The sequence below is a fragment of the Pseudomonas sp. A0308 genome (assembly GCF_044218815.1).
Taxonomy (GTDB): Bacteria; Pseudomonadota; Gammaproteobacteria; order Pseudomonadales; family Pseudomonadaceae; genus Aquipseudomonas; species Aquipseudomonas iridis.
Genome location: NZ_CP162581.1, coordinates 2045538 through 2058877 on the forward strand (window position 1 = coordinate 2045538; position 13340 = coordinate 2058877).

Consider the following 13340-nt stretch of genomic DNA (forward strand, 5'->3'; position numbering starts at 1 on the left):
GCCTCGCTTCACTCGACTGCTCCTGCAGGGATTTGGCGCAGGGTAATGAAGCCGGGCGCCCGAAACGCTTTGGTCATGGCATAATCCGACACCATTTTTTCCCAGCACCTGTAAAGGGGGCAATTCCTTGACCGTTTCAAGTAAAACGTTGCACCTTTTCGGCATCAAAGCCTGCGACACCATGAAAAAGGCGCGCACCTGGCTTGATGAACACGCTGTCGCCTATGACTTTCACGACTACAAAACCGCCGGTATCGACCGTGAACACCTGACCCAATGGTGTGACGAGCACGGCTGGCAAACGGTGTTGAACCGCGCAGGCACGACCTTTCGCAAACTCGACGACGAACGTAAAGCCGATCTCGACCAAGCAAAAGCCATCGAACTGATGCTCGCCCAACCCTCGATGATCAAGCGCCCGGTGCTCGATCTCGGTGACCGAACCCTGATTGGCTTCAAGCCAGATATCTACGCGGCCGCTCTGAAGTAAGCAGCCCGTCACTCTTTGTAGAGGTATTCACATGTCCAACTCTCTGTTCAGCATCGCCTTCGGTGTCGGCACGCAAAACCGTCAGGGCGCCTGGCTCGAAGTGTTTTACGCGCAGCCACTGCTTAATCCTTCGGCCGAACTGGTCGCTGCTGTTGCGCCGATCCTCGGTTACACCGAAGGCAACCAGGCCATCACCTTCACCACCGCACAAGCGGCGCAACTGGCTGAAGCAGTCAAAGGTATCGACGCTGTTCAAGGCAAACTGCTGACCCGTCTGGCCGAGAGCCACAAGCCACTGGTCGCCACTTTGCTGGCTGAAGACGCGCAACTGACTTCCACGCCTGAGGCGTACTTGAAGCTGCATCTGCTGTCGCACCGTCTGGTCAAGCCGCACGGCGTGAGCCTGGCCGGGATCTTCCCGCTGCTGCCTAACGTTGCATGGACCAGCCAGGGCGCAATCGACCTGAGCGAACTGGCGGAAATGCAGCTCGAAGCGCGTCTGCGTGGCGAGTTGCTGGAAGTGTTCTCGGTGGACAAGTTCCCGAAAATGACCGACTACGTGGTACCGGCCGGCGTGCGTATCGCTGACGCCGCGCGTCTGCGTCTGGGCGCTTACGTGGGCGAAGGCACCACCGTGATGCACGAAGGTTTCATCAACTTCAACGCCGGCACCGAAGGCCCGGGTATGATCGAAGGCCGCGTGTCGGCTGGCGTCTTCGTCGGCAAGGGTTCGGACCTGGGCGGCGGTTGCTCGACCATGGGCACCCTGTCGGGCGGCGGCAACATCGTGATCAAGGTTGGCGAAGGCTGCCTGATCGGCGCCAACGCCGGTATCGGTATTCCGTTGGGCGACCGCAACACCGTCGAGTCGGGCCTGTACGTGACCGCCGGCACCAAAGTCGCGTTGCTGGATGAGCACAACAATCTGGTTAAAGTTGTGAAGGCCCGTGAACTGGCCGGCCAGACTGACCTGCTGTTCCGTCGCAATTCGGAAACCGGTGCGGTGGAATGCAAAACCCACAAATCGGCGATCGAGCTGAACGAAGCGCTGCACGCTCACAACTAAGCAGCACATTGATCACCTGTGGGAGTGAGCTTGCTCGCGAAGGCGTCCTTGAAGTCGCCAAAAGCTTCGCGAGCAAGCTCGCTCCCACAGGGTCAGGCGTATAACCCATGATGATTCCTTCTCCCTGGCGCGCCGATTTCCCGGCCATCGCCGCCCTGCAACGGCAAGACCAGACCTATCTGGATAACGCCGCCACCACCCAAAAACCCCAAGCCCTGCTCGACGCGCTGACGCATTACTACGCCAACGGCGCGGCCAATGTGCACCGCGCACAACACTTGCCCGGGGCCCATGCCACCCAGGCGTTCGAAGACAGTCGGCTGAAAGTTGCGCAATGGCTCAATGCCGGTGACAGCGGACAGATCATCTTTACCCACGGCGCCACCAGCGCGCTGAATCTCCTGGCTTATGGCCTGGAACATCTTTTCCAGCCGGGCGATGAAATTGTCATCAGCGCCCTGGAGCATCACGCCAACCTGCTGCCGTGGCAGCAACTGGCACAACGTGGTCAACTGAAACTGGTGATCCTGCCACTGGACGCCGACGGTTTGATCGAACTCGCCGCCGCTGTGCACCTGATCGGCCCGCGTACGCGCTTGCTGGCGGTCAGTCAGTTGTCCAACGTGCTCGGTGCCTGGCAACCCTTGCCGGCGCTGCTGGGCATGGCCAAGGCGCACAACGCGCTGACCGTGGTCGATGGCGCGCAAGGTGTGGTTCACGGTCGGCATGACGTGCAGGCACTGGGTTGCGACTTCTACGTATTTTCCAGCCATAAGCTGTACGGCCCCGATGGCCTCGGCGTGCTGTTCGGGCGCAACACTGCGCTCGAGCAGCTGAAGCCGTGGCAGTTCGGTGGCGAAATGGTCCTGGAAGCCAACTATCACGACGCACGTTTCCGCCCTGCTCCGCTGGGTTTTGAGGCGGGCACGCCGCCGATTGCCAGCGTGATCGGCCTCGGTGCGACCCTCGACTATCTGGCCGGGCTGGATCAGGACGCAGTATCGGCGCACGAAGCGGCATTGCATGACTATCTGTTGCGCGGCCTCGCGGCGCGTAACGGCATTCGTCTGCTGGGCAAGCCGCAACTGGCGCTGGCCAGTTTTGTCGTTGAAGGCGTGCACAACGCGGATCTCGCGCACCTGCTGACCGAGCAAGGCATTGCCGTGCGCGCGGGTCATCACTGCGCGATGCCACTGCTGAAGCGTTTCGAGTTGGCGGGGGCGATTCGGGTGTCGCTGGCGCTGTACAACGATTCCGAGGATCTGGAACGGTTCTTTGAAGCGCTGGATCAGGCGCTGGAGTTGTTGCGATGAGCTTGCCGGTAGAGGCTGCCGAGGCGCTGCAAACGTTTCAGAATGCCGCTGGTTGGGAACAGCGGGCGCGGTTGTTGATGCAGTTTGGTGATCGTCTGCCGCCGCTGAATGACGCAGACAAGTGCGACGCCAACCGGGTACATGGCTGTGAAAGCCAGGTGTGGCTGGTCGGCGCGTTACAGGATGGCCACTGGCAGTTCGCAGCGAGCAGCGATGCACGGATGATTCGTGGATTGGTGGCGTTGCTGCTGTTGCGAGTCAATGGCCTGACCGCTAATGAGTTGCAGCAAGTGGATTTGCCGGACTGGTTCAGTCAGTTGGGGCTGTCGCGACAGTTGTCGCCGTCGCGCAGTAATGGCCTGAATGCTGTGCTCAAGCGGATGAATGAGTTGGCAGGTTAATCGCCTTCGCGAGCAAGCTCGCTCCCACATGTGAACGCATTCCAGTGTGGGAGCGAGCCTGCTCGCGAAGGGGCCATCACTGGCAACCTCAAACCTGAGGTTTGACCCGCTCCGCCGGGCGCCGAACACCCGCCACAATCTTGTCCACAGCCTTGGTCGCCGCAACCATCCCGAACGTCGCCGTGACCATCATCACCGCGCCAAACCCGCCCGCACAGTCCAGCTTCACGCCGTCGCCGACAAAACTCTTCTGCAAACAAATGCTGCCGTCCGGTTTCGGATAGCGCAGTTGTTCGGTGGAGAACACGCACGGCACGCTGTAATGACGGGTCACGGTGCGCGAGAAACCGTAATCACGGCGCAATGTCGAGCGCACTTTCGAAGCCAGCGGATCGTTGAATGTGCGGTTGAGGTCACAGACCTGAATCAGCGTCGGATCAATCTGCCCACCCGCGCCACCGGTGGTGATGATCTGAATCTTGCGGCGCTTGCACCACGCGATCAGCGCCGCTTTGGCGTTGACTGCGTCGATGCAGTCGATCACGCAGTCGATGTTCGGTGTGATGTATTCGGCCATGGTCTCGCGGGTGACGAAATCCGCCACGGCGTGCACCGTGCAGTCCGGGTTGATCCCGCGCAGACGCTCGGCCATCACCTCGACCTTGGGTTTGCCGACGGTGCTGTCCAGCGCGTGCAACTGGCGGTTGGCGTTGCTGACGCAGACATCATCGAGGTCGAACAGCGAAATCTCGCCCACGCCACAGCGCGCAATGGCTTCCGCCGCCCAGGAACCGACGCCACCAACGCCGACGATCGCCACATGGGCCGCGCGCAAGCGCTCCATGCCTTCGATGCCATACAAACGGGCGATGCCTGCAAACCGCGGATCTTCTGTACTCATGACCATTACCCCAAAAACCGGCGCGCATTATAGGGCTACGCGGCCACAAGTTTTAAGCTTCAAGCGACAAGTGTAAGAACTTAAGTCAACGGCACTTGCCCAATGTGAGTAATTTCCCCGTCCGTTGTACGACTGGCGAACTACCGGTGTAGGATGCGCGCCCCTTTGGCGTATAGCCTACCGATCCTTCGTTCCACAGCCTTTGGAACCCGAAACAGCTATGTCATCGCGTAAATTTGGTCTCAACCTGGTGGTGGTTCTGGCAATCGCCGCCCTGTTCACTGGTTTCTGGGCGCTGATCAATCGCCCGGTCTCCGCGCCCAACTGGCCGGATCAGATCTCCGGTTTCTCTTATTCGCCGTTCCAGCAGGGCCAGTACCCACAGAAGGACCAGTATCCGTCTGACGACGAGATGCGCCGCGACCTCGAGATCATGAGCAAGTTGACGGATAACATCCGCATCTACTCGGTCGACGGCTCCCTGCAAGACATTCCGAAACTGGCTGAAGAGTTCGGTCTGCGCGTGACCCTGGGGATCTGGATCAGCCCTGATCAGGAGCGCAACGAGCGCGAAATCACTCGCGCCATCGAACTGGCCAACACGTCGCGCAGTGTGGTGCGCGTGGTGGTCGGTAACGAGGCGATCTTCCGTAAGGAAATCACTGCTGAACAACTCAGCGTATTGCTCGACCGGGTTCGTGCTGCGGTGAAAGTGCCGGTCACCACGTCCGAACAGTGGCACGTCTGGGAAGAACACCCGGAACTGGCCAAGCACGTTGACCTGATCGCCGCGCACGTTCTGCCTTACTGGGAATTCATCCCGGTCGACAAGGCCGGCCAGTTCGTCTTCGACCGTGCCCGCGACCTGAAGAAGATGTTCCCGAAAAAACCGTTGCTGCTGTCTGAAATCGGCTGGCCGAGCAACGGTCGCATGCGCGGTGGCGCTGATGCGTCGCCGGCGGATCAGGCGATCTACCTGCGCACGTTGGTCAACAAGCTCAATCGCCAAGGCTTCAACTACTTCGTGATCGAAGCGTTCGACCAGCCGTGGAAGGCCAGCGACGAAGGTTCGGTCGGCGCCTACTGGGGCGTTTTCAACGCCGCGCGTCAGCAGAAATTCAATTTCGAAGGCCCGGTGGTAGCGATCCCGCAATGGCGCGTGCTGGCGGTCGGCTCGGTCGTGCTGGCGCTGTTGTCGCTGACGTTGCTGATGATCGATGGCTCGGCGCTGCGCCAGCGCGGACGCGTCTTCCTGACCTTTATCGCCTTCCTTTGCGGATCGGTGCTGGTGTGGATCGGTTACGACTACAGCCTGCAATACAGCACGTGGTTCAGTCTGACGGTGGGTTTCCTGCTGGCGCTCGGTGCGTTCGGGGTGTTCATCGTGTTACTCACCGAGGCCCATGAACTGGCCGAAGCGGTGTGGATTCACAAACGTCGACGCGAATTCCTGCCGGTGGTTGGAGACTCGGACTACCGCCCGAAAGTGTCGATCCATGTGCCGTGCTACAACGAGCCGCCGGAGATGGTCAAACAGACACTCGACGCCTTGGCCGCCCTCGATTACCCGGACTACGAAGTCCTGATCATCGACAACAACACCAAGGACCCGGCGGTGTGGGAGCCGGTGCGCGACTACTGCGAAACCCTCGGCCCGCGCTTCAAGTTCTTCCACGTTTCGCCATTGGCCGGCTTCAAGGGCGGCGCGCTGAATTACCTGCTTCCGCACACCGCCAAGGATGCCGAAGTGATCGCGGTCATCGACTCGGACTACTGCGTGTCGCCGAACTGGCTCAAGCACATGGTGCCGCACTTCGCCGACCCGAAAATCGCCGTAGTGCAGTCGCCGCAGGATTACCGCGACCAGAACGAAAGCACCTTCAAGAAGCTCTGCTACGCCGAGTACAAAGGCTTCTTCCATATCGGCATGGTCACCCGCAACGACCGTGACGCGATCATCCAGCATGGCACCATGACCATGACTCGCCGTTCGGTTCTGGAAGAGTTGGGCTGGGCCGACTGGTGTATCTGCGAGGATGCCGAACTTGGTCTGCGCGTATTCGAAAAAGGCCTGTCGGCGGCGTATTACCACGACAGCTACGGCAAGGGCCTGATGCCGGATACGTTCATCGACTTCAAGAAGCAGCGCTTCCGCTGGGCCTACGGTGCGATTCAGATCATCAAGCGCCACACCGGCAGCCTGCTGCGCGGCAAGGACACCGAATTGACTCGCGGTCAGCGCTACCACTTCCTTGCGGGCTGGTTGCCGTGGGTCGCGGACGGCATGAACATCTTCTTCACCGTCGGCGCGCTGCTGTGGTCGGCGGCGATGATCATCGTGCCGCAACGGGTCGATCCGCCGCTGCTGATTTTCGCGATCCCGCCGTTGGCGCTGTTTGTGTTCAAGGTTGGCAAGATCATCTTCCTGTACCGTCGCGCCGTTGGCGTGAACCTCAAGGATGCGTTCTGCGCCGCGCTGGCCGGGCTGGCGTTGTCGCACACTATCGCCAAAGCGGTGTTGTACGGTTTCTTCACCAGCAGCATTCCGTTCTTCCGCACGCCGAAAAACGCTGATAACCACGGTTTCTGGGTGGCGATCTCCGAAGCACGCGAAGAGCTGTTCATCATGCTGCTGTTGTGGGGCGCGGCGCTGGGGATCTATCTGGTCAACGGCATGCCAAGCAACGACATGCGTTTCTGGGTGGTCATGTTGCTGGTGCAGTCGCTGCCGTATCTGGCGGCGCTGATCATGGCGTTCCTGTCGTCGCTGCCAAAACCGACGGCGGCGCCTGAGCCGGCACCGGCCGTCTAATTCCTTGTCGATGCACTAAACGGCGGCCAATGGTCGCCGTTTTGCTTTAAGATAACCGCCATTTTGCGGGGCTTGGCGTGATAACCGGTCTTACTGACCGAACTCAATCCCCTGTGAGAGCGAGCCTGCTCGCGAAGGCGTTGTAACAATCACCGATTATGTTGACTGACACACCGCGTTCGCGAGCAGGCTCGCTCCCACATTGGCCCTTGCCCAATTTCAAGTTTTCGGAGTTTTCCATGACGGCCCACGCCGACCTTTCGCCGACCCTTCAACTCGCCATCGACCTGATCCGCCGTCCGTCCGTGACGCCGGTCGACGCCGACTGCCAGAAGCAGATGATGCAGCGCCTGGGCGATGCCGGTTTCAAACTGGAGCCGATGCGCATTGAAGACGTGGATAACTTCTGGGCCACCCACGGCAACAACGATGGCCCGGTGCTGTGTTTCGCCGGTCACACCGACGTGGTGCCGACCGGTCCGGTGACTGCCTGGCAGATCGACCCGTTCAACGCGCTGATCGATGAACACGGCATGCTTTGCGGCCGTGGCGCGGCGGACATGAAAGGCAGCCTGGCGTCGATGACCGTCGCCGCCGAGCGCTTCGTCACAGACTACCCGAACCACAAAGGCAAGGTCGCGTTCCTGATCACCAGCGACGAAGAAGGCCCGGCGCACCACGGCACCAAGGCTGTGGTTGAGCGTCTGGCCGCACGTAACGAGCGTCTGGACTGGTGCATCGTCGGCGAACCGTCGAGCACCACCCTGGTCGGCGACGTGGTGAAAAACGGCCGTCGCGGCTCGCTGGGCGCCAAGCTCACCGTCAAAGGCATTCAGGGCCACGTGGCCTATCCGCATCTGGCCAAGAACCCGATCCACCTCGCCGCGCCGGCGCTGGCCGAACTGGCCGCCGAACACTGGGATCACGGTAACGATTTCTTCCCGCCGACCAGTTTCCAGATTTCCAACGTCAATTCCGGCACCGGCGCGACCAACGTGATTCCGGGTGATCTGGTGGCCGTGTTCAACTTCCGCTTTTCCACTGAATCGACTGTTGAAGGCCTGCAGAAACGCGTTGCCGACATCCTCGACAAACATGACCTGGACTGGCACATCGACTGGGCGCTGTCCGGCCTGCCATTCCTCACCGAGCCGGGCGCACTGCTCGACGCGGTGTCGGCGAGCATCAAGGACATCACCGGTCGCCAGACCAAGGCTTCGACCAGCGGCGGCACCTCCGACGGCCGTTTCATCGCGACCATGGGCACGCAAGTGGTTGAACTGGGCCCGGTCAACGCGACCATTCACCAGGTCAACGAGCGTGTGCTGGCGGCCGATCTTGATGTGCTGACCGAGATTTACTACCAGACCATGATCAAGTTGCTCGCCTGATGCTCGCGTGCCCGATCTGCAGTGAGCCGCTGAATGCGGTGGAGAACGGCGTGGTCTGTCCCGCCGGGCATCGTTTTGACCGTGCGCGGCAGGGTTACCTGAACCTGCTGCCGGTGCAGCACAAAAACAGCCGCGATCCTGGCGACAATCAGGCGATGGTCGAGGCCCGCCGTGATTTCTTGAACGCCGGGCATTACGCGCCGGTGGCCAAGCGTCTGGCCGAACTGGCGGCGAGCTACGCGCCGGCACGCTGGGTCGATATCGGTTGTGGTGAGGGTTACTACACCGCGCAGATCGCCGATGCGCTGCCGGATGCCGATGGCTACGCATTGGACATCTCGCGTGAAGCCGTCAAACGCGCCTGCAAACGCAATCCGCAACTGACCTGGTTGATCGCCAGCATGGCCCGCGTGCCATTGGCCTCGGGCAGCTGCCAGTTTCTCGCCAGCGTCTTCAGTCCATTGGATTGGGAAGAGGCCAAACGCCTGCTGAGCGTCGGCGGCGGATTGATGAAAGTCGGCCCGACCAGCGGACATTTGATGGAACTGCGCGAAAGCCTGTACGACGAAGTGCGTGAATACACCGACGACAAGCATCTGGCCCTGGTGCCGCAAGGCATGGCGCTGGCGCACAGTGAAATCCTGGAATTCAAGCTGACGCTGGACAAGCCGCAGGATCGCGCCAACCTCCTGGCGATGACACCCCACGGCTGGCGCGCCAGTGCCGAGCGTCGCGCGGCAGTGATCGAGCAGGCAGAGCCGTTCGAGACCACCGTGTCGATGCGCTACGATTATTTCGTTCTTCAATAACTATTGGTCTCGGGCAAATGCCCGGGGCCGGCTAAATCCGCGAATGGATTTTTCAGACCCGCAGTGAGGACATCCATGCGCCAACCGGACATCGAGATTTACCTGAAAGACGCCGACGTCGACCACAAGGCCATCTCCGCCTGGCTCGGCGCCGCGCTGGGCCCGTGCAGCGACTGGGTACAGAAGGGCCAGACCTACAAGTGCAAGGCCGGCAACGTCCCGGTCACCTGGCTGCCAAAAGCCGTGGGCAAGTGGAACAGCCTGTACCTGGAAAGCGACCAGACCCCGTGGGACGACGACATCGCCTGCGCCCGCGCAGCCTTTGCCGCGCTGAACGTCGAAGTGCGTTGCGCGCCGGGCACGTGGGTCGAGGAAGAAGGTGAGGAGACGGCGGATCGCTGGATGCGCATCAGCGAAGACGGTGAAGAAGAGATCACCTGGAAAACGGCGTAAAAGCAGCTACAAGCTACAAGCTGAAAGCCTCGAGCTGACCGCTTGTAGCTTGTAGCTCAAGCCTACAGCCTACAGCCCGACTACATCCTCAGCCTGCAAACCCTTCTCCCCCGTCACCACGGCGTACTCGACCTGCTGACCTTCCGCCAGCGAGCGGTGCCCTTCGCCGCGAATCGCGCGGTAGTGCACGAATACGTCCACCCCGTCGTCGCGCTGAATGAAGCCATAGCCCTTGGCGTCGTTGAACCACTTCACGTTGCCGGTTTCACGTGTTGCCATCTGTTCATACTCCTTTTTTATTATTGGACAGGCTTTTCGCAGGAAAGCCTTTGAGGAACGCCAGCCTGCGTCCGACGGCCATTAAAGGGCCGCGACGACAGACCGCCGAGTATATGACAGGCGCAAAAACTCTCAACAGGAGATTACTTCGCCGCTTTTTTGCCGATTTTCGCCTAATCCGGCACACTAGGGGGCGTTCTTCATGAGTTTTCGCGCCGCGTTGTCGCCTTGAAGCGGACCAGGCAAGGCGCAGGCCGCTGGGAATGGTTGTTCCCTTTCCAAGGCCTGCAACGCAGCCTGGTCCGCTTTAAGGCACAACCCGAAGGGCCGCGCCTGCTGTTGTGCAGGGCTGCGTTGCTCGAAGCTTGTTTGGAATGACCAAACCACGCTTCTCGCGCCTTGCCCTGCACAGCAGCAGGCACGGCGCGGCACGAAAACTCATGAAGAACGCCCCCTGCCCACCCGAGCAAACGCTCGGTTTTATCCACTCACGCAGAAGCCGTATGACCCGTTCCCCGTTCCGCCGTCTTGTGTTTGGCACCTTGCGCCGACTGTTGTATCTCTGGGTTCGCTCGGAGACCATCAACCAGTCGTCGTTCACCCTCAACCTCGACCGCAGTCGTCCGGTGTTCTACGTCCTGCAAAACCCTTCGCTGACCGATCTGGCCGTGCTCGACACCGAGTGCACCAAGGCCGGTCTGCCGCGGCCGGTGCTGCCGGTATCGGTGGGTAATCTGCTGGAGCCGGCCGCGTTCTTCTACCTGACGCCGGACCCGGACTGGCTTGGCCGTCAGGACAAACGCGGCGCGCCGCCGACCCTGACGCGCCTTGTCAGCGCCCTCACCCAGAATGCCGCCGAAGACGCGCAGATCATTCCGGTCAGTGTGTTCTGGGGCCAGTCGCCGGACAGCGAATCGAGTCCGTGGAAGCTGTTGTTCGCAGACAGCTGGGCAGTCACAGGGCGCTTGCGTCGACTGCTGAGCATCATGATTCTCGGGCGCAAGACCCGCGTGCAATTCTCCGCGCCAATTCATCTGCGCGAACTGATCGATCACAACAAGGGCCACGAACGCACCGTGCGCATGGCCCAGCGAATCCTGCGCGTGCACTTCCGCAATCTCAAAGCCGCCGTTATCGGCCCGGACATTTCTCACCGGCGTAATCTGGTGAAGGGTCTGCTCAACCAGCCGCTGGTCAAGCAAGCGATCCTCGACGAAGCCGAACGCGAAAACATTTCGCCGGAAAAAGCCAAGGCCCAGGCCCTGCGCTATGGCAACGAGATCGCCTCGGACTACACCTACACCGCAATCCGCTTTCTCGAAGTGGTGCTCAGCTGGTTCTGGAACAAAATCTACGACGGCATCAAGGTCAACCACATCGAAGGCGTACAGAAAGTCGCGCAGGGTCACGAAGTGATCTACGTGCCGTGCCACCGCAGCCACATCGATTACCTGCTGCTCTCGTACCTGCTGTTCCGCAACGGCCTGACCCCGCCGCACATCGCCGCCGGGATCAACCTGAACATGCCGGTGATCGGCAGCCTGCTGCGCCGTGGCGGCGCGTTCTTCATGCGCCGCACGTTCAAGGGCAACCCGCTGTACACCTCGGTGTTCAACGAATACCTGCACACCCTGTTCACCAAAGGTTTCCCGGTCGAATACTTCGTCGAGGGCGGTCGCTCGCGCACCGGACGCATGCTGCAACCGAAAACCGGGATGCTTGCGATCACGATGCGCAGTTTCCTGCGCTCGTCGCGGATGCCAATTGTGTTCGTGCCGGTGTACATCGGTTACGAGCGGGTGCTGGAAGGTCGCACCTACCTCGGTGAGCTGCGCGGCGCGAGCAAGAAGAAAGAGTCGATCTTCGACATCTTCAAAGTCATCGGCGCACTCAAGCAGCGCTTCGGTCAGGTCGCGGTCAACTTCGGCGAACCGATCAAACTGGCGGAATTCCTCGACAGCGAGCAACCGGACTGGCGCCAACAGGAACTCGGTCCGCAATTCAAACCGGCGTGGCTCAACGAAACCACCAATCGCCTCGGCGAAAAAGTCGCGCAGCATCTGAACGAAGCGGCGGCGATCAACCCGGTGAATCTGGTCGCGCTCGCCCTCCTGTCGACCACACGCCTGGCGCTGGACGATCGGGCGATGGCACGGGTGCTGGATCTGTACCTGGCGCTGCTGCGCAAGGTTCCCTACTCGCCGCACACCACGCTGCCCGAAGGCGATGGCCGCGCGTTGATCGAGCATGTGAAGGACATGGACCTGCTGTCCGAGCAGAACGATGCGCTGGGCAAGATCCTTTATCTCGACGAGCAAAATGCCGTCCTGATGACCTACTACCGCAACAACGTGCTGCATATTTTCGCGCTGCCGTCGCTGCTGGCGAGCTTCTTCCAGAGCACCTCGCGCATGAGCCGCGAACAGATCCTGCGCTACACCCGTGCCCTGTATCCGTACCTGCAATCGGAGTTGTTCATCCGCTGGACCCTGGACGAACTCGACGCTGTGGTCGATCAGTGGCTGGAAGCGTTTGTCGAGCAAGGTCTGCTGCGCTTCGAGAAAGAGGTGTACATGCGTCCGGCGCCAAGTTCGCGGCACTTCGTGTTGCTGACCCTGCTGTCGAAAAGCATCGCGCAGACCTTGCAGCGCTTCTACATGACCGTGTCGCTGCTGCTCAACGCCGGGCAGAACACCATCAGCGCCGAAGAACTGGAAGACCTGTGCACCGTCATGGCCCAGCGCCTGTCGATCCTGCACGGCCTCAATGCCCCGGAATTCTTCGACAAGAGCCTGTTCCGCCATTTCATCCAGACCCTGCTCGACCTCGACGTTTTGCGTCGCGACGACGCCGGTAAACTGAGCTACCACGAACTGCTCGGCGAACTGGCCGAAGGCGCGGCCAAACGCGTGTTACCGGCGGAGATTCGTTTATCGATCCGTCAGGTGGCGCTGCATCGCAGTGAAGATGCGGCCGATCAAGTCACCGCAGAGCCCGAAGTTTGATGCTTACCTGTAGGAAATCAGTCATGAAAAAACTCACCCTGCTCGCAGCCGCCACCCTATTGAGCGCCTGCCAATCGACCACACCCGGCAAGGCCAGCCTCGACGGTGAGGTGTTCTACCTGCAACGCATCGCCCTGCCACCGAGCGCGACCCTGAGCGTGAGCCTGCAAGACGTATCGCTGGCCGACGCCCCGGCCGTGGTGCTCGATGAACAGAAAGGCCCGGTCAAAGGTCAGGTGCCACTGCCGTTCCACTTGACCTACGATCCGGCGCAAGTCAAACCCGGCCACCGCTATTCGGTCAGCGCACGCATCGAGGTCAACGGTGAACTGATGTTCATCACCACCGAAAACCACGCCGTGCAACTCGATGGCAACGATCCGCAGCCGCTGAAAATCCGCGTCGACGCCATTCGCTAAT

The 13340-nt window shown here is 60.7% G+C and carries 12 protein-coding genes; 10 read left to right on the forward strand and 2 right to left on the reverse strand.

The features are described 5' to 3' along the window. The first annotated feature begins 127 nt into the window (after positions 1-127). The 4 genes from AB4P92_RS09630 to AB4P92_RS09645 all read left to right on the forward strand — a co-directional run bounded on the left by AB4P92_RS09630 (position 128) and on the right by AB4P92_RS09645 (position 3270). On the forward strand, positions 128-490 hold the full coding sequence (locus tag AB4P92_RS09630; protein WP_042557868.1) for an ArsC family reductase: 363 nt from the start codon (positions 128-130) through the stop codon (positions 488-490). 31 nt (positions 491-521) lie between these two features. After that, the gene (gene dapD / locus AB4P92_RS09635) at positions 522-1556 is read left to right on the forward strand and encodes a 2,3,4,5-tetrahydropyridine-2,6-dicarboxylate N-succinyltransferase (protein WP_003222105.1); all 1035 of its coding nucleotides are present in this window, start codon (positions 522-524) and stop codon (positions 1554-1556) included. A 107-nt stretch (positions 1557-1663) separates the two neighbouring features. Continuing rightward, complete coding sequence (locus AB4P92_RS09640) at positions 1664-2869, forward strand: aminotransferase class V-fold PLP-dependent enzyme (RefSeq protein ID WP_395599294.1); 1206 nt, start codon at positions 1664-1666, stop codon at positions 2867-2869. Next, positions 2866-3270, forward strand: coding sequence for a SufE family protein (locus AB4P92_RS09645; RefSeq protein WP_042557866.1), 405 nt, complete (start codon positions 2866-2868; stop codon positions 3268-3270). Before AB4P92_RS09640 ends, AB4P92_RS09645 begins: the two co-directional genes overlap by 4 nt. Before the next feature lie 88 nt (positions 3271-3358). Here the strand turns inward: AB4P92_RS09645 and tcdA are convergent, their stop codons facing one another. After that, positions 3359-4177, reverse strand: coding sequence for a tRNA cyclic N6-threonylcarbamoyladenosine(37) synthase TcdA (gene tcdA, locus AB4P92_RS09650; protein ID WP_042557865.1), 819 nt, complete (start codon positions 4175-4177; stop codon positions 3359-3361). Between the two features lie 214 nt (positions 4178-4391). Between tcdA and AB4P92_RS09655 the strand changes: the two genes are divergently transcribed. The 4 genes from AB4P92_RS09655 (at position 4392) to AB4P92_RS09670 (ending at position 9636) form a co-directional block, all read left to right on the forward strand. Beyond that, complete coding sequence (locus AB4P92_RS09655) at positions 4392-6983, forward strand: glycosyltransferase (protein ID WP_395599295.1); 2592 nt, start codon at positions 4392-4394, stop codon at positions 6981-6983. A 239-nt stretch (positions 6984-7222) separates the two neighbouring features. After that, positions 7223-8374 carry a succinyl-diaminopimelate desuccinylase gene (gene dapE / locus AB4P92_RS09660; protein WP_042557863.1) on the forward strand — a complete coding sequence of 384 codons (1152 nt, stop codon included), beginning with the start codon at positions 7223-7225 and terminating at the stop codon, positions 8372-8374. Further along, positions 8374-9183 carry a putative RNA methyltransferase gene (locus AB4P92_RS09665; RefSeq protein ID WP_042557862.1) on the forward strand — a complete coding sequence of 270 codons (810 nt, stop codon included), beginning with the start codon at positions 8374-8376 and terminating at the stop codon, positions 9181-9183. The genes dapE and AB4P92_RS09665 overlap by 1 nt, the downstream gene beginning before the upstream one ends. Before the next feature lie 75 nt (positions 9184-9258). Further along, a complete protein-coding gene (locus AB4P92_RS09670) occupies positions 9259-9636 on the forward strand; it encodes a hypothetical protein (protein ID WP_016985110.1) in 378 nt (125 codons plus the stop codon). A 69-nt stretch (positions 9637-9705) separates the two neighbouring features. Here the strand turns inward: AB4P92_RS09670 and AB4P92_RS09675 are convergent, their stop codons facing one another. Further along, positions 9706-9915, reverse strand: coding sequence for a cold-shock protein (locus tag AB4P92_RS09675; protein ID WP_042557861.1), 210 nt, complete (start codon positions 9913-9915; stop codon positions 9706-9708). A gap of 503 nt (positions 9916-10418) precedes the next feature. Here AB4P92_RS09675 and plsB point away from each other — a divergent pair. After that, positions 10419-12920: a glycerol-3-phosphate 1-O-acyltransferase PlsB gene (plsB, locus tag AB4P92_RS09680; RefSeq protein ID WP_115146378.1), complete on the forward strand. Its 2502-nt coding sequence runs from the start codon at positions 10419-10421 to the stop codon at positions 12918-12920. 23 nt (positions 12921-12943) lie between these two features. Next, a complete protein-coding gene (locus AB4P92_RS09685) occupies positions 12944-13339 on the forward strand; it encodes a YbaY family lipoprotein (RefSeq protein ID WP_047299899.1) in 396 nt (131 codons plus the stop codon). Position 13340: the final 1 nt, after the last annotated feature.

Coding starts and splice junctions, on each gene's coding strand:
- dapD (WP_003222105.1), top strand. CDS start 522: ATGTCCAACTCTCTGTTCAGCATCGCCTTCGGTGTCGGCACGCAAAAC.
- AB4P92_RS09640 (WP_395599294.1), top strand. CDS start 1,664: ATGATGATTCCTTCTCCCTGGCGCGCCGATTTCCCGGCCATCGCCGCC.
- AB4P92_RS09645 (WP_042557866.1), top strand. CDS start 2,866: ATGAGCTTGCCGGTAGAGGCTGCCGAGGCGCTGCAAACGTTTCAGAAT.
- tcdA (WP_042557865.1), bottom strand. CDS start 4,177: ATGGTCATGAGTACAGAAGATCCGCGGTTTGCAGGCATCGCCCGTTTG.
- AB4P92_RS09655 (WP_395599295.1), top strand. CDS start 4,392: ATGTCATCGCGTAAATTTGGTCTCAACCTGGTGGTGGTTCTGGCAATC.
- dapE (WP_042557863.1), top strand. CDS start 7,223: ATGACGGCCCACGCCGACCTTTCGCCGACCCTTCAACTCGCCATCGAC.
- AB4P92_RS09665 (WP_042557862.1), top strand. CDS start 8,374: ATGCTCGCGTGCCCGATCTGCAGTGAGCCGCTGAATGCGGTGGAGAAC.
- AB4P92_RS09670 (WP_016985110.1), top strand. CDS start 9,259: ATGCGCCAACCGGACATCGAGATTTACCTGAAAGACGCCGACGTCGAC.
- AB4P92_RS09675 (WP_042557861.1), bottom strand. CDS start 9,915: ATGGCAACACGTGAAACCGGCAACGTGAAGTGGTTCAACGACGCCAAG.
- plsB (WP_115146378.1), top strand. CDS start 10,419: ATGACCCGTTCCCCGTTCCGCCGTCTTGTGTTTGGCACCTTGCGCCGA.
- AB4P92_RS09685 (WP_047299899.1), top strand. CDS start 12,944: ATGAAAAAACTCACCCTGCTCGCAGCCGCCACCCTATTGAGCGCCTGC.